This is a genomic window from Isoptericola jiangsuensis, from assembly GCF_002563715.1.
In the GTDB taxonomy this organism is placed as follows: Bacteria; Actinomycetota; Actinomycetes; order Actinomycetales; family Cellulomonadaceae; genus Isoptericola; species Isoptericola jiangsuensis.
Genome location: NZ_PDJJ01000001.1, coordinates 1,113,140 through 1,128,827, shown reverse-complemented (window position 1 = coordinate 1,128,827; position 15,688 = coordinate 1,113,140). Strand labels below are relative to the sequence as shown.

The 15,688-nt window shown below is 71.2% G+C and carries 12 protein-coding genes and 1 riboswitch; of the genes, 1 reads left to right on the top strand and 11 read right to left on the bottom strand.

The window, feature by feature from the left end; all coding sequences use genetic code 11:
* Positions 1-63: 63 nt before the first annotated feature.
* The 11 genes from ATJ88_RS05100 to ATJ88_RS05050 all read right to left on the bottom strand — a co-directional run bounded on the left by ATJ88_RS05100 (position 64) and on the right by ATJ88_RS05050 (position 14,006).
* Positions 64-1,293: a Na/Pi symporter gene (locus ATJ88_RS05100; RefSeq protein ID WP_098462891.1), complete on the bottom strand. Its 1,230-nt coding sequence runs from the start codon at positions 1,291-1,293 to the stop codon at positions 64-66.
* A gap of 157 nt (positions 1,294-1,450) precedes the next feature.
* Positions 1,451-2,269, bottom strand: a complete 819-nt coding sequence (locus tag ATJ88_RS05095; RefSeq protein WP_245852133.1) for an exodeoxyribonuclease III — start codon at positions 2,267-2,269, stop codon at positions 1,451-1,453.
* Between the two features lie 67 nt (positions 2,270-2,336).
* On the bottom strand, positions 2,337-2,819 hold the full coding sequence (locus ATJ88_RS05090) for a VOC family protein (protein ID WP_098462890.1): 483 nt from the start codon (positions 2,817-2,819) through the stop codon (positions 2,337-2,339).
* Positions 2,820-2,990: 171 nt separating this feature from the next.
* Complete coding sequence (locus tag ATJ88_RS05085) at positions 2,991-3,878, bottom strand: bifunctional methylenetetrahydrofolate dehydrogenase/methenyltetrahydrofolate cyclohydrolase (protein ID WP_098465130.1); 888 nt, start codon at positions 3,876-3,878, stop codon at positions 2,991-2,993.
* A 103-nt stretch (positions 3,879-3,981) separates the two neighbouring features.
* Entirely contained in the window at positions 3,982-5,265 is a 1,284-nt protein-coding gene (gene glyA / locus ATJ88_RS05080) for a serine hydroxymethyltransferase (protein ID WP_098462889.1), read from the bottom strand.
* Between the two features lie 82 nt (positions 5,266-5,347).
* A riboswitch (ZMP/ZTP riboswitch) is annotated at positions 5,348-5,434 on the bottom strand.
* 58 nt (positions 5,435-5,492) lie between these two features.
* Entirely contained in the window at positions 5,493-7,562 is a 2,070-nt protein-coding gene (locus tag ATJ88_RS05075) for a carbohydrate-binding module family 20 domain-containing protein (protein ID WP_098462888.1), read from the bottom strand.
* A 308-nt stretch (positions 7,563-7,870) separates the two neighbouring features.
* On the bottom strand, positions 7,871-9,385 hold the full coding sequence (arfA, locus tag ATJ88_RS05070) for an arabinosylfuranosidase ArfA (protein WP_098462887.1): 1,515 nt from the start codon (positions 9,383-9,385) through the stop codon (positions 7,871-7,873).
* A gap of 80 nt (positions 9,386-9,465) precedes the next feature.
* Complete coding sequence (locus ATJ88_RS05065) at positions 9,466-10,380, bottom strand: carbohydrate ABC transporter permease (protein WP_098462886.1); 915 nt, start codon at positions 10,378-10,380, stop codon at positions 9,466-9,468.
* The gene (locus tag ATJ88_RS05060) at positions 10,380-11,357 is read right to left on the bottom strand and encodes a carbohydrate ABC transporter permease (protein WP_098462885.1); all 978 of its coding nucleotides are present in this window, start codon (positions 11,355-11,357) and stop codon (positions 10,380-10,382) included. Before ATJ88_RS05060 ends, ATJ88_RS05065 begins: the two co-directional genes overlap by 1 nt.
* A gap of 73 nt (positions 11,358-11,430) precedes the next feature.
* Entirely contained in the window at positions 11,431-12,807 is a 1,377-nt protein-coding gene (locus ATJ88_RS05055) for an ABC transporter substrate-binding protein (protein WP_170023519.1), read from the bottom strand.
* Positions 12,808-12,989: 182 nt separating this feature from the next.
* The gene (locus tag ATJ88_RS05050; protein ID WP_245852131.1) at positions 12,990-14,006 is read right to left on the bottom strand and encodes a LacI family DNA-binding transcriptional regulator; all 1,017 of its coding nucleotides are present in this window, start codon (positions 14,004-14,006) and stop codon (positions 12,990-12,992) included.
* 141 nt (positions 14,007-14,147) lie between these two features.
* On the opposite strand from ATJ88_RS05050, the gene arfA (ATJ88_RS05045) reads away from it, so the two are divergent.
* Positions 14,148-15,677, top strand: coding sequence for an arabinosylfuranosidase ArfA (arfA, locus tag ATJ88_RS05045; RefSeq protein WP_098462883.1), 1,530 nt, complete (start codon positions 14,148-14,150; stop codon positions 15,675-15,677).
* Positions 15,678-15,688 lie beyond the last annotated feature (11 nt).

Here is a 15,688-nt window from a genome sequence, read left to right as displayed (position 1 = left end):
CCCCCGACGGGACGAGGCCGGACCCCCGCGGGGTCCGGCCTCGTCCGCGTCAGCGGCGGGTGGTCACCACAGGGTGGTGACGGCGATGAGCGCCCCCGGGATGCCGACGAAGACGCCGAGCACCCACACGCCCGCCCACACCTTGTGGGTGGCGGCCAGGCCGCCGAGCCGCGTCGCGGCCCGCAGCGGGACCTGGCGCAGCAGCGGGAGGCCGAACACGACGGCCGCGGCGAACACGTTGAACAGCACGTGCACGAACGCCGCCTGGAGGGCGACCGTCGCCTCCGGGCCGGTGAAGGCGAACGCGGCGATGAGCGCCGTGACCGTGGTGCCGATGTTGGCGCCCACGGTGAAGGGGTAGATCTGGCGCAGCGAGAACGTGCCGGAGCTCGCCAGCGGGATCATGAGGCTCGTGGTCGTCGAGGACGACTGCACCATCATCGTCACCAGCGCGCCGCTGGCCATGCCGGTCACCGGGCCGCGACCGATCGACCGGTGCAGGACCTCGGCGGCGCGGCCCACGAGCAGCACCTTGAGCAGGCGGCCCAGCCAGTTGATGACGAACAGGATGAGACCGATCCCGAGGAGGATCATCGCGACACCGTGCCACGCGCCGGGCAGGAACGAGGTCGCGCCGGCGAACAGGTTCGCCAGGGGCTCCGTGATCGTGTCGACGACGCTGCCCACGGCGCCGAACATCGTGGCGACGAACCCGCCGTCCGTACCCGACGCGGCCCCCGCCAGCCAGCCCGACGTCCGCTCCAGCAGGCCGAACATCATCTCGAGCGGCAGGAAGATCGCAACGGCCAGCAGGTTGAAGAAGTCGTGCACCGTCGCGGCGGAGAACGCCCGGCGGAACGCCTCCTTGTCCCGGGCGGCGCCCAGGCTGACCAGCGTGTTCGTCAGCGTGGTACCGATGTTCGCGCCCATGAGCATGGGGATCGCGATCTGGATGGGCAGGCCGCCGGCGACCAGACCGACCGTCACCGACGTCGTCGTCGAGCTGGACTGCACCAGCGCCGTGAACAGCACGCCCACCATGAGGCCCACGAACGGGTTGGACGCGAACCCGAAGAGCGCCTCCGCGGAGTCGCCCGTCGCGGCCTTGAAGCCGGAGCCGATGAGCTCGACGGCGGTGACCAGCACGTAGACGCCCGCGACGACACCGAGCCAGTTCGCGGCGTTCAGGCGCCGACCCGTCAGGCCGAACCGTTCGAACGGGCTGACCAGGCGCGGGGTCGACGACGCCGGGGTGGCGACGGACACGGGTGCCTGGGGCAGGACGGCGGTCATGTGAGCTCCCGGGTGGGGGTGGGGCGGTCACCGGGTGGCGACCGCAGCACGTCATGGCACCCCTGAGGCAACCAGTCCTCGGTGTCCCGCACCCAGAGCCCAGGTGAACGGCAGGTGAACTCGCACCGTCTCGTCCATCACACGGCCACCTGTCCCGTCACAGGTCGTAGGTGGCCAGCAGCGGCGCATGGTCGCTCCACCGCGCGTCGTAGGTCGTCGCCCGGTCGACCTCCACCTTGACGGCCCGCTCCGCGAGCGCCGGGTTGGCGAGCTGGTAGTCGATGCGCCAGCCCTTGTCGTTGTCGAACGCCTGGCCGCGCCACGTCCACCAGGTGTACGGGCCCGGGCCGTCGCCGCCGTGGGCACGACCGAGGTCGGTCCACCCGCCGGCCAGCCACCGGTCGACGTACGCGCGCTCGGCGGGGAGGAACCCCGCGCTCTTGAGGTTGCCCTTCCAGTTCGCGATGTCCACCTCGCGGTGCGCGATGTTGACGTCGCCCGCCACGACGACGGGGGCGTCGTCCGCGACGAGCCCGTCGAGCCGGGCGGACACCCTGTCGAGGTGCGCGTACTTGGCGGTCATCGTGTGCTCCTCCCCCGGCTTCGTCGACCCCGAGTGCAGGTACGCGGACACGACGGTGAGCCGCCCGCCGTCGGGCAGCGCGAGGTCGGCCTCCAGCCAGCGGCCGGTGTCGACGTCCGGCTCGGTGCCGTCGTCGCCGGGCAGGCCGGCGCGCGAGGCCGTGATCGGCAGGCGGGAGACGACCGCGACGCCGGCGCGGCCCTTGATCGCGCTGGGCAGCTGCGCGACGTGCCAGCCCGCGAACTGGGCGGTGACGACCTCCTCGGGGGCGCGGACCTCCTGGAGCAGCAGGACGTCGGGGGCTCGGTGGGCGGTCCAGGCGTCCATGCCGCGGCGGACGGCGGCTCGGATCCCGTTGACGTTGGCGGTGGCGACGGTCAGCACGCCGGACATCCCACCACACCGCGCCGACATCGTCAGCGGCGCAGGTCACGATCCTTCCGCGGACCGGACGCCGAGGTCAGTCGCCTCGGTGGGCGGCCTCCAGCGCGGGGACGTCGATCTTCGTCATCTGGAGCATCGCCTCCATGACGCGCCGGTTCGCGGGCGTCGAGTAGTCGCCGCTGAGCTCCTCGAGCTGCCGGGGGATCACCTGCCAGCTCACCCCGAACCGGTCGGTGCACCAGCCGCACTGGCCGGGCTTGCCGCCGTCGGCGGTGAACAGGTCCCAGTACCGGTCGACCTCCTCCTGGCCGTCGCACAGCAGGTAGAGGCTGAACGCCTCGTCGAGGCGCAGGGCCGGCCCGGCGTTGAGGCCGATGACGTCGATCCCGCCGACCGTGAACTCCACGATGAACGGCTTGCCGGCCGTCGCGCCCGGCACGCCCTCGGGCGCGGTGAGCACGCGGCCCACGCGGGAGTCGGGCACGTGCTCGGCGTAGAAGACGGCGGCCTCGTGGGCGTTGTCGTCGGCGAACCACAGGTGCGGTCTGACGGTGACCATGACTCCTCCTCGCGCCCCGCCGGTCGGGGTCTCAGGAGTCGGGACCACGCGGGGGCGTCGAACTCATCGGTCGCTCCTCCCGGAAGCGCGACGAGCGTGCTGGCTTCGTACCTCATCCGGTCGGATGGAGTACGAAGCCAGCACGCTCGTCGCGCGACTGCCGGGAACGGGTCAGACGGCGGCGACCGCCCGCTCGGCGGTCTCGACGACGTTCGCGAGCAGCATGGCGCGGGTCATCGGCCCGACGCCGCCCGGGTTGGGCGAGTACCAGGACGCGACCTCGCGGGCGGCGGGGTCGATGTCGCCGACGACCTTGGACTTCCCCGTGGCCGGGTCGGTCTCGCGGGACACGCCGACGTCGATGAGCACGGCGCCCGGCTTGACCATGTCGGCCGTGACGAGGTGCTTGACGCCGGCCCCGGCGACGATCACGTCGGCGCGGCGCACGAGCTCCGGCAGGTCGCGGGTGCCGGTGTGCGTCAGCGTGACCGTCGCGTTGACGGCGCGACGGGTCAGCAGCAGGCCGATGGGACGGCCCACGGTGACACCGCGACCCAGCACCACGACCTCCTTGCCGTGCAGGTCGACGTCGTGCCGCAGCATGAGGTCGATGATCCCGCGCGGGGTGCACGGCAGCGGGGAGTCGATCTCCTCGTTGACGCGCAGCACGAGCCGGCCCAGGTTGGTCGGGTGCAGGCCGTCGGCGTCCTTGGCGGGGTCGACGAGCTCGAGCACCCGGTTGGTGTCGATGCCCTTCGGCAGCGGGAGCTGCACGATGAACCCGGTGCAGGCGGGGTCCTCGTTGAGCCGGCGCACGGCCGCCTCGATCTCCTCCTGCGTGGCGTCCCCGGGCAGGTCCTCCCGGATGGACTCGATGCCGACCTCCGCGCAGTCGCGGTGCTTGCCGGCGACGTACCACTGCGAGCCCGGGTCGTCGCCGACGAGCAGGGTGCCGAGGCCGGGCACGACGCCGCGCTCGCGCAGCGCCGCGACGCGCTCGCGCAGCTCGCCCTTGATCGTGGCCGCGGTGGCCTTGCCGTCGAGGATCTGTGCGGTCATGGGTGCTCCCTGGGGGTCGAACATGCCGTGGTGGCGGTCGGGCATGCGGTGGCGGCCCGTCCTTCGGTGGTGACGGGCCGCCACCGCATGCTCGGCGGGGTCGTTACTGGGCGAGGCCCGGGTAGAGCGGGAAGTCCGCGGTGAGCTTCGCGACGCGGGCGCGCAGGGCGTCGGCGTCGGCCGACGCGCCGTCGCGCAGCGCGGTCGCGATGATGTCCGCGACCTCGGTGAACTCGGCGTCGCCGAACCCGCGGGTGGCGAGCGCCGGCGTGCCGATGCGCAGGCCGGAGGTGACGCGCGGCGGGCGCGGGTCGAACGGCACGGCGTTGCGGTTCACGGTGATGCCGACCGAGTGCAGGAGGTCCTCCGCCTGCTGGCCGTCCATCGCGGAGTTCCGCAGGTCGACGAGGACGAGGTGCACGTCGGTGCCGCCCGTGAGGACGGACACGCCGGTGTCGGCGACGTCGGCGTGGCCGAGACGCTCGGCGATGATCTGCGCGCCGCGCAGGGTGCGCTCCTGGCGCTCCTTGAACGCCTCGCTGCCGGCGATCTTGAACGCGACCGCCTTGCCCGCGATGACGTGCATGAGCGGGCCGCCCTGCTGACCCGGGAACACCGCCGAGTTCAGCTTCTTGGCGTACTCGTCCTTGGCCAGGATGAAGCCGGAGCGGGGACCGCCGATGGTCTTGTGCACCGTGGAGGACACGACGTCGGCGTGCGGCACCGGGGACGGGTGCAGGCCCGCGGCCACCAGGCCCGCGAAGTGCGCCATGTCGACCCACAGCTTGGCGCCGACCTCGTCCGCGACCTCGCGGAACGCCGCGAAGTCGAGGTGACGGGGGTACGCCGACCAGCCGGCGATGATGACGTCAGGACGGTGCTCGAGGGCCTTCTTGCGGACCTCGTCCATCTCGATGCGGTGCGAGGTCGGGTCCACGCCGTACGCGCCGACGTCGTACAGCTTGCCGGAGAAGTTGATCTTCATGCCGTGCGTGAGGTGACCGCCGTGGGCCAGCTCCAGGCCGAGGATCTTGTCGCCCGCGTTGATGAGGGCGTGCAGCACGGCCGCGTTGGCCTGCGCGCCGGAGTGCGGCTGGACGTTCGCGTACTCGGCGCCGAACAGCTCCTGGGCACGGGCGATCGCGAGGTTCTCCGCGACGTCGACCTGCTCGCAGCCGCCGTAGTAGCGGCGGCCCGGGTAGCCCTCGGCGTACTTGTTGGTCAGGACGGAACCCTGGGCCTGCAGGACGGCACGGGGCACGAAGTTCTCGGACGCGATCATCTCGAGCGTGTCGCGCTGGCGGGCCAGCTCGCCGTCGAGGACGGCGGCGATCTCGGGGTCGACCTCGGCCAGCGGCGCGTCGAACGTGGGGTCGGGAGTGCTCATCGGGCGTCTCCATGCTGTGTCGGCGGTGGACGAACGTGGTGCCGCTCCTGGCGGAACGGCGTTCGGGCATTGCTCGGTCGAGCGACAGGGCCCAGGCGACCGACCCCTCGCCACACAGCGCGTCGCTCCCCGGTGGTGATCCACCTGTACGCCAGTCGCGACACCGCGATCCTAGCCGATGGCGCCGGACCGTCGCCCGGACGGTCCGGCGCCGGACGGTCACGGCGTCAGCGCCACGTGTCGTCCAGGGCGAGCACGCCGTCCTGGCCCACGGTGGCCGTGCGGTTCGCACCGCTCTCCCACACGACGGCGCCCGAGCCGTCCACCTTGACGTACTTGTACTCGAAGGCGGTGCCGGGCGGCAGGTCGACCGTGGCGGACCACACGAGGTAGGCGTCCGCACCGAGCCGCACCCCCTGCTGCGGCGCCCACGACCCGAGCTCCGGCAGCGAGCCGACGAGCCGCACGTCCTGGCCCCACGCCGTCGTCGCGGTGACCGACACGGAGGTCTCGCCCGTCGCCTGCCCGCCGCCCGACGACGCGCACGGGTCCCCGGCGGTGACCTGACCGCCCCGCACGGCGACGTGCTCACCGCTGAGCGTGTAGTCCCGCCCGCCGTTGTTGTCCCACGTGCCGGAGCCGTCGGTGAACGCCGCGGTGACGGTCGCGCCGTCGGTGTCGATCTCGCGGGACACCCAGCCCGTGCACGCGGCCGTCATCGGCGCTCCCGGCACCGCCGTCCACGCCCCCGAACCGACGCGGTGGTGCACGCGGTACGCCGACCAGGCGGCGTCGGTCGCGTAGTACACGGTGGTGGTGCCGCCGTCGGACCCGCCGTCGCCGCCCGCGGCGAGCAGCGCGAGCGCCCCGTACGCGGGGACCGTCGCCGAGAACGTGCCCGCCCCGGAGACCGTGTAGGTCCGCGAGCAGTCGTCGGCGGCGACGACGTCGCAGTAGGTCCCGGCGGGCAGCGACGTGGAGTAGGTGCGCGTGACGGCCGAGGCCGTGTTGTTGATCGTCACGTAGCCGACGTCGCCGCGCCCGTAGGCGATGTGGTTGCCGCCGTCGTCCCACCAGCTCGTGACCGCCGTGCCGGCCACCGCGTTGTGGAACCCGACCATCCCCCGGACCTCGGTCGCGGCGTGCGTGCACGTCCACGCCGCCGACCCGCAGGACGCGTCCGGCACCGTCGTCTGCGTGGCGCCGGGCGCACCGGCGTCCTTGTCCGTCCACGTGTAGCCCGAGTAGACGGTGGGCGACCCGTACGGCCACGACAGCAGGAAGGTGTTCGCCAGGAGGTACTTGGCGCCCCACCTGTAGTTCATCGTCTCGCCGTTGCGCTCCGTGTCGTGATTGTCGACGAACACGCCCGCGTTCGCGGACGGGAGCTTGCCGTCGCCGATCGTGCGCAGCCCGGCGATGCTGCCGTCGAACCGGGACCGCAGCTCGCGGGCGTAGTCGAACTCGTGGGAGTCGCCGCTGCCCAGGTACTCCGCGGGACGGACCGGCTCACCGGCCGCGCCGATGACCTCGTGCACCCAGAAGACGTCCGGGTCCGACAGCCGGGCCCGGATCGCCTCCAGGTCGGCCGCCGGGACGTGCTTCGCCGCGTCGATGCGGAAGCCCCCGACCCCGAGGTCGATGAGGTCGTTCATGTACGCCGCGATCCGGTCGCGGACGTACGCCGACCCGGTGCGCAGGTCCTGCAGGGACAGCAGGCGGCAGTTCTGCACCTGGTAGCGGTCGGAGTAGTTCGTGATGCTGGTGCGGCAGTCGTTGAAGTCGGCCGCGGAGTAGAGGCCGGGGAACGAGTCGACGCCGAACGGGCTGCCCGCGACCCCGGTGCCGGACCCCTGGTCGGCGCCCGTGGTGTGGTTGACGACGGCGTCGACGACGACGCCCACACCGGCGTCGCGGCACGTGTCGACCATCGCCGCGAACTCGGCGCGCGTGCCCAGCTTGGACTCGATCCGGTAGCTGACGGGCTGGTAGGAGGTCCACCACGCGGTGCCGCGCACGTGCTCCTGCGGCGGGGAGACCTGGACCCAGCCGTACCCGGCGGGGCCGAGGGTCGAGGTGCACTCGGCCGCCACGGAGTCCCAGGTCCACTGGAACAGGTTCGCGATGACGTTGCCGCGCCCGTTCGCCGAGTCCACGACGGGGCTGGGGACGGGTGTCGTGGCGGCGGCCGGCCCGGGCAGGGCCAGGAGGCCGGCGGCCGCGACGCCGACGGCGGCGAGCGCGGCGAGCGCCCGGTGGGGGCGTGCGGTGGTGCGGGATCGATGTGCGAGCGGCATTGCTCTGCTCCTTCGTCGGGGACCGTCGTCGGACCCGGTGCGTCCTGCCCGGCGTCGGTGCCGGGCGGGCGGTGCTGCGGCCGGTGGGCCGCCTCTGGCGGGAGCATCCTGTCGATGCGCGTGCAACGTTACTGCAAGACTTGCAAGCGCCTACAGGGGTCGGCCCCGGACGCGACGGAGCCCGCGCACCCGACGTGGTGCGCGGGCTCCGGACGACGCGCGACGGCTGCCGGACCGTCAGGGCGTCGGCGGCGTCGGGGTCACCGCGTGCGGACGCCCGACGACGACGCCCTGGTGGGTCCGGCGCGTCACGACGCGGGCCCGAGCCTGACGATGCTCCAGGACACCGGCGGCAGGACCGCGCCGAGCCGGGCGTCGGTGAGCCGCGCGGACCCGTTCGTCCGCGGCACGACCGACGAGTCGTCGTCGGCGGTGGCCGTCCACGTGTGGTCGGGGTTGGACAGCGTGAGCGCCTCCACGACCCGCAGGCCGGCGAACCCGCGCAGGTCGACGTCGAGCGTGACCTCGTCCGTCACCGACCGGTTCGTGGCCAGCACCACGACCTCACCGGTCTCGGCGTCGTGGGTGGCCACGGCGTCGAGCACCGGGACCTCGCCGAACCGGGCCGTACCGGTCGTCGGGGAGTCGATCGCGAGCCGCAGCACCTCGCCCGCCGCGTGCCGGGAGGTCAGCGCGAACGGGTGGAAGATCGTCTGCTTCCAGCTGCGTCCGCCCGGCTCGGTCATGATCGGGGCGATGACGTTGACCAGTTGGGCCTGCGAGGCGGCGTGCACGCGGTCGGTGTGCCGCAGCAGGCTGATGAGCAGGTTGCCCACGACGACGGCGTCGGCCACGTTGTACCGGTCCTCGAGCAGGACCGGGGCCACGGGCCAGTCGTCTCCCGACGGCGGACGGGACTCGGCACGCTTCTGGTACCAGACGTTCCACTCGTCGAAGGAGATGTTGATGAACTTGCTCCGCTTGCCCGCGGCCCGCACGGCGTCGGCCGTGGCGGCGACGGAGTCGACGAAGTGGTCCATGTCCACAGCGGACGCGAGGAACGAGGCGAGGTCACCGTCGGACTCCCAGTAGTACGCGTGCGCCGAGACGTGGTCGACGTGCTCGTACGCCTCGGTGAGCACCGTGTGCTCCCAGGCGCCGAAGGTCGGCATGCCGGAGTTGGACGACCCGCACACGACGAGCTCGAGGTCGGGGTCGATCATGCGCATGGCCCGGGCGGTCTCGGCGGCGAGGCGCCCGTACTCGGCGGCCGTCTTCGCACCGATCTGCCACGGCCCGTCCATCTCGTTGCCGAGGCACCACATCTTCACGCGGTACGGCTCCTCGGCCCCGTGCGCCCGGCGCAGGTCGCTCCAGGCGGTGCCGCCGGGGACGTTGCAGTACTCGAGCAGGTCGAGCGCCTCCTGGACGCCGCGCGTGCCGAGGTTCACGGCCATCATCGGCTCGACGCCGGTGCGTGCCGCCCAGCGCATGAACTCGTCGACCCCGACCAGGTTGGGCTCGGTCGAGTGCCAGGCCAGGTCGAGACGGCGCGGGCGGTCCTCGACCGGCCCGACGCCGTCCTCCCAGCGGTAGCCGGAGACGAAGTTCCCGCCCGGGTAGCGCACGGTCGACACGCCGAGCTCACGGGTGAGCTCGACGACGTCGCCGCGGAACCCGTCGGCGTCGGCGGTGGGATGGCCGGGGTCGTGGATCCCGGTGTAGACGGAGCGACCGAGGTGCTCGACGAACGAGCCGAACGTGCGGCGACGCACGGGGCCGACGACGAAGGCCGGGTCGACGGTGACGGTGGCGGACAGCATGGTTCCTCCCCTGACGGGGTCGACGATGGGTCCGGCGGGCACCGCGGTCGCGGTGCCCGCCGGGGCGTGGGGCGGGTCGACTACTTGATCGACCCGAGGGAGAGCCCGCCCTGCCAGTACTTCTGCAGGCCGAGGAACGCCGCGATCAGCGGGATGATCGACACGAACGCACCGGTCACGATGAGGTTCCACACCTGTTCGCCGCCGGCGCCGGCGTTGGAGAGGGCCTGCCACTGGTTGAGGCCGACCGTCACGGGCAGTAGGTCGGTGTCGCGCAGCACCGCGAGCGGCAGGAAGAAGTTGTTCCAGCTGAACACCGTGGTCAGCAGCAGCACCGTGACGATCGCGGGTCGCAGCAGCGGCAGGGCCACCTGGACGAAGAGCCGCACCTCCCCGGCACCGTCGACGCGTCCGGCGTCGAGCATCTCGCTCGGGATCGCCTCCTGGGAGTACACCCGCACGAGGTAGACCCCGATGGGACTGAGCAGCGACGGCAGGATGACGGCCCACATCGTGTTGATGAGCCCGATGTCGCTCAGCAGCACGAAGGTCGGGATCGTCAGCGCCGTCAGCGGAACCATGACGGACCCGAGCAGCACGGTGAAGTACGCGGTACGCCCCTTGAAGTGGTACTTCGCGAGCCCGTACCCGGCGAGGATCGCGAGCACGGTGGCACCGATGCCGCCGGCGAGCGCGTAGATGAACGAGTTGCGCAGCCAGATCCAGTAGATGCCGCCCTGGTGCTCGAAGAGCCCCCGGATGTTGTCCACGAGGGAGAAGTCGTCGTTGAACCACAGCGCCCCGCCGGAACCGACGAACAGACCGCTGTTCGTCTTGGTGGACCCCACCACGAGGAACCACAGGGGGACGACGAAGTACAGGGCCATGAGCACCAGGAACGCGTGCGAGCCGATCCGGCGGCCGCCCTTCGCACCCCTGCCAGGGCGGCGCTCACGCTGCGTCGGGGCCGGGCTGGTGGAGGTGTCCGTCGTCATCACTTGAGTCCGCTCTGCTTGCGGGTCAGGTACAGGAAGATGTACGACCCGATGAACACGAAGATGCCCAGTGCGAACGCGATCGTGGACGCGTAGTTGAACTGGCTGTAGGAGAACGCCAGGGAGTAGGCGTACATGTTCGGCGTGTAGTCCGGGGGGATCGCGCCCTGCGCCACGGAGCGCAGCACCGTCGGTTCGGTGAAGAACTGCAGGGTCCCGATGAGCGAGAAGACGACGACCATGACCATCGACGACGACACCATCGGCACCTTGATGCGCACCGCCGTCTGGAGGCCGTTCGCCCCGTCGATGCGCGCGGCCTCGTAGATCGACGGGTCGATCGTCCGCAGCGCCGCGTAGATGATGATCATGTAGTAGCCCACCCACTGCCAGGTCACGATGTTGACCAGGGAGGCGAAGATCATCGACGAGCTGAGGAAGTTCGGTGCGGTCATGCCGAAGAGCCCGAAGACGTCGGTGGCCGGGCCGAACCGCGGGCTGTAGAGGAAGCCCCACATCAGCGCACCGATGACCGCGGGGACCGCGTACGGCACGAAGATGAGCAGGCGCGACGCCTTGGACAGCCGGGTCGCCAGGGTGTCCAGCACCAGCGCGCACAGGAGCGCGAGCCCGATCTGGATCGGGACCATGACGACCACGAACTTGGCGACCCGCAGCAACCCCTCGAGGAAGACGGGGTCGGTGAACGCTCGCACGTAGTTGTCGAGGCCGACGAAGACGGACTCTCCGCCGGTCGCGAGCCCCTTGTTGTGCAGGCTCATCCAGAACGCGTAGCCGAGCGGGATGATGAGGAACAGCAGGAACACGACGGTGAACGGGGCGACGAAGAGCCATCCCCACCACTGCCGCTTGCTGTCGATGGTGCTGGTCGAGGCCGTCCGGCGGGAGCTCGTGCCCCTCTCGCCCGTCGTGACGGGTCCGGCGCCTCGGTCGACTGCTGCCGACGACGTTGTCATGGTCTACTCCCTGCGCGATCCTGACCGGACCGAGGGGTCGCCGGCCCGGTGGCCCGGGCCGGCGACCCGTCGGTCACTTGACGGTGAAGCCCTGCTGCTGGGCGTAGGACACGAGAGCGTCCTGGATGGTCTGCAGCGTGGTGGCGGCGTCACCACCGGACTCCACCATGTCGAACAGCGCCTGCGTCTGCTGGTCGTAGGCGTAGACCTGGAACGGGCTGAAGGAGAAGCCCTCGTAGCCGTTCGCGGCCTCGAGGAACACGTCCTTGTTGATCTGCTGCCCGCCGAAGAACTCGTACTCCTTGTTCACGAAGAAGTCGGACTCGAGCGCCTCGTTCCACTGCGGGAAGAGGGCGGCCTCGTCGATGCCGAGCTCCCAGGCGTCCATGTTGCCGAACAGCTCGGACGCCACCGTGTACGCGGCCTGCTTGTCGGACGCCTGCTCGGTCACCGCGAAGGTGGAGCCGCCCCAGTTGACCTGGGTGGGGTCGTTGGTGTCCCACTGCGGCAGCGGCGCGGCCTTCCACTCGGCCTCGGAGTCGGCGTCGGAGAGCCCCTGGAGGTAGCCCGGGCCCCATGCGGCCGCCAGGTAGACGGCGTAGGTGCCGTCGACGAGGCTGGTGTTGTAGTCCGAGGTGAACGCGTCGTCCGTGGACACGAGGCCCTCGTCGATCAGGCCCTTCCAGTACGACAGGACCTGCTCCGCCTCCGGCGTGGCGACCTCGATGCCGATCTCCTGCGGGTTCGCGGGGTCGTACGCGAACGGGGTCCACCCGTTCTGCGCGAACAGCGCGTAGTTCAGCGCGTTGCCGTTGGTCGGGTAGTTGGTGATGTAGCCCTCGTAGCCGGCGTCCCGCAGGTCCTGACCCGCCTGGGCGAACTCGTCCCACGTCGTGGGCGGCTCGACGCCGTACTCCTCGAAGATGTCGGCCCGGTACAGCATGCCCATCGGGCCGCCGTCGACGGGCACGGCGTAGACCGAGTCGCCGCTGACGACGTCGGACCAGGCGCCGGTGGTGAACTGGCTCTCCAGCTCGCCTGCACCGAACTCCGACAGGTCGGCGAGCGAGTTCAGGATCGTGTACGTCGGCAGGATCTCCGACTCGAGCATGATGACGTCCGGCGCGCCGGATCCGGCCTCGATGGTGGTCGAGAACTTGTTGTACTCGTCAGCGCCCTGACCGGCGTTCGTCCAGCAGACCTGGACGTCGTCGTGCGTCTCGTTGAAGTGGTCGACCACGGATTCGAACGCGGGGTACCAGGCCCACACGGAGACCTGCGTGGCGTCCGGGTTGACGATCTCGTTGGTGCAGGTCGCGTCACCGCCCGCTGCCTCCGTGCTTCCGTCACCGCCCTCGCCGGAACCGTCCGACGAGCAGGCGGTGAGCAGCGCTCCGGCCGCCAGCGCGGCCACGGCGACCTGTGCTCCACGGCGTTGTGAGATGCGCATTCGTAATCCTCCTTGATGTGCGCGGGGGCCGCCTTGGCCTCCAGCGAGGGACGCCCGCTCTGGCATCCCCCTTCTCCAACGTTGTACATCGGAGTAGGGCTATGTTTACACCGTTGTATATCGTTGGCAAGCCCGTCCACCGCATCGTGACCGGTTCGTCACCGACCACGGCGGCGGGACGTTCAGTGCGCTCGTCGTCCCAGCAGGCTGGACTCCCGGGCGACGATCTCGAACGAGGCGACCACACGGCGCGGCTCCACCGTGGACCCCTCGATCCGCTCCAGCAGCATGTCCACGGCCGTGCGGGCGATCTGCTCGCGCCCTGGCGCGACGGAGCTCAGCAGCGGCTCCGAGTAGCGGGCGTCGTCGATGTCGTCGAAGCCGATCACCGCGACGTCCTGCGGCACCGGGACGCCACGGGAGTGCAGCACGTGCAGGGCCCCCAGGGCCAGGGCGTCGTTCATGCCGAACACCCCGTCCATCACCGTCCCGGCATCCAGCAGTCGTGTCATGGCCGCTGCACCCGTGGAGCGGTGCCAGAGGCCGGCCTCGGCCACGAGATCCGGGTCGAACGGCAGACCGGCCTCGGCCAGCGCCCGACGGTATCCGTCGAAGCGGAGACGGGCCGACCCCATGGTCTCGCCCGGGTGGGCGCCGATGACGGCGATCCGACGGCACCCGCGCTCGACCAGGTGCAGCGTCGCCGCCCGGGATGCCTCGACGTTCGCCATGGTCACGTGGTCGACCGGGCCGAACATCCGCTCGCCCAGCAGGACCATCGGGTAGTCGACCTCCAGACGGTCCGTCTCCTCCGGCTCGAGAGCGAGCGGGGAGAACAGCAGCCCGTCGGTGAGGCGTCGCTGGGGCGAGTCGAGCGCCTGCAGCTCCCGCTCACGCTGGGCGCCCGTCTGCTCGAGGAGGACGACGACCCCGCGCTCCTCGGCGGCACGCATGACCGAGTCCGCCAGCTCGGCGAAGTAGGGCAGCGAGAGCTCCGGAAGCGCCAGGCCGATCATCCCGGTCCGCCCCTGGCGCAGGTTGCGCGCGGTCGTGTTGAGCCGGTATCCGAGGGAGTCGATCGCCTCCTGCACGCGCCGACGTGTCTCGGCACGCACGTGCGGGTAGTCGTTCACGACGTTCGACACGGTCTTGATGGAGACGCCGGCGCGGCGCGCGACGTCGTGCATGGTCACTGCCACGTGACATTCCTCCTGCTCAACGCGACTCAGCGTAGGCCAAGAACCTTCCGCTGGTGCCGGACAGCACCGTCATGGTTCACTCTACATCGTTGTAACTGCTTAGGCACCGACGCCCCCGTTCACAGAGGAACACCGAGACCCATGGCTGACGCCCGCATCACCCTCCACCCCGACTTCCGCCGCGGCACGGTCGACCGTCGCCTCTTCGGCTCGTTCGTCGAGCACCTCGGCCGCGCCGTCTACACCGGCATCTACGAGCCCGGCCACGAGAGCTCCGACGAGCACGGGTTCCGCCGCGACGTCGCCGACCTCACCCGCGAGCTCGGCGTGTCGATGGTGCGCTACCCGGGTGGCAACTTCGTCTCCAACTACGTCTGGGAGGACGCCGTCGGCCCCGTCGGGCAGCGCAAGCCGTTCCTCGACCTCGCGTGGCGCACCGTCGAGCCCAACCTGGTCGGCACGGACGAGTTCCTCCAGTGGGCCGAGCGCGAGGGCGTCGAGCCGATGATGGCCGTCAATCTCGGGACCCGGGGCGTCGCCGCGGCCGCCGCGCTCGTCGAGTACTGCAACGGCGAGGCCGGCACCCGGTGGGCCGACCTGCGCATCGCCCACGGCCGCACCGAGCCCTACGGCGTGCGCCTGTGGTGCCTCGGCAACGAGATGGACGGCCCCTGGCAGATCGGCCACAAGGACGCCCACGAGTACGGCAAGCTCGCCGCCGAGGCGGGCAAGGCCATGAAGCTCGTCGACCCGTCGATCTCGCTCGTCGTCTGCGGCTCCTCGTCCATGCAGATGCCGACCTTCGGCGACTGGGAGCGCACCGTGCTGTCGTACACCTACGACCTGGTCGACCACATCTCCATGCACGCCTACTACGAGGAGGTCGGCGGTGACCGCGGGTCGTTCCTCGCGTCGGGCACCGCCATGGACCGATTCATCGACCGCGTCGTCGCCTCCGCCGACGCCGTGGGCGCCGAGCGCCGCTCCGACAAGAAGATCACCATCTCGTTCGACGAGTGGAACGTCTGGTACCTCGAGACCCGCTTCCCGGGCGAGACCAACCTGCCGATCCAGCGCGACGCCCCGCGCATCATCGAGGACGTCTACTCCGGTCTCGACGCCGTCGTCGTCGGCGACCTGCTCGTGACCCTGCTCAACCACGCCGACCGCGTCCCCGTGGCCGCGCTGGCCCAGCTGGTCAACGTCATCGCGCCGATCATGACCGAGCCCGGCGGCGAGGCCTGGCGCCAGCCCACGTTCCACCCGTTCGCCACGACGGCACGGCTCGCGCACGGCACGGCGCTGGACGTCCGCGTGGACGCGACGGCGTACGACACCGCCCGGCACGGCTCCGTCCCGACCGTCACCGCTGCCGCCACGGTGGGCGACGACGGCACGCTCGGCCTGTTCGTCACCAACCGCTCGGACCGCGAGGTCGAGGTCGACCTCGCCCACGTCGGCGCCGCCCTGGAGCTCACCGAGGGCTGGCGGATGGTCGCCGACCACGAGCAGGCGGTGCACGGCCCGGAGCACGCCGCGAAGGTCGCCGACGCCTGCTGGTCGGTGGTCGACACCTCCGCCGTCGTCGTCGGCACCGTCACGGGCTCGACGACGGTGCGCCTCGCCCCGGAGTCGTGGACGGCGTTCGCCGGCACGTTCGCCCGGGTCTGACCGCGGCACCG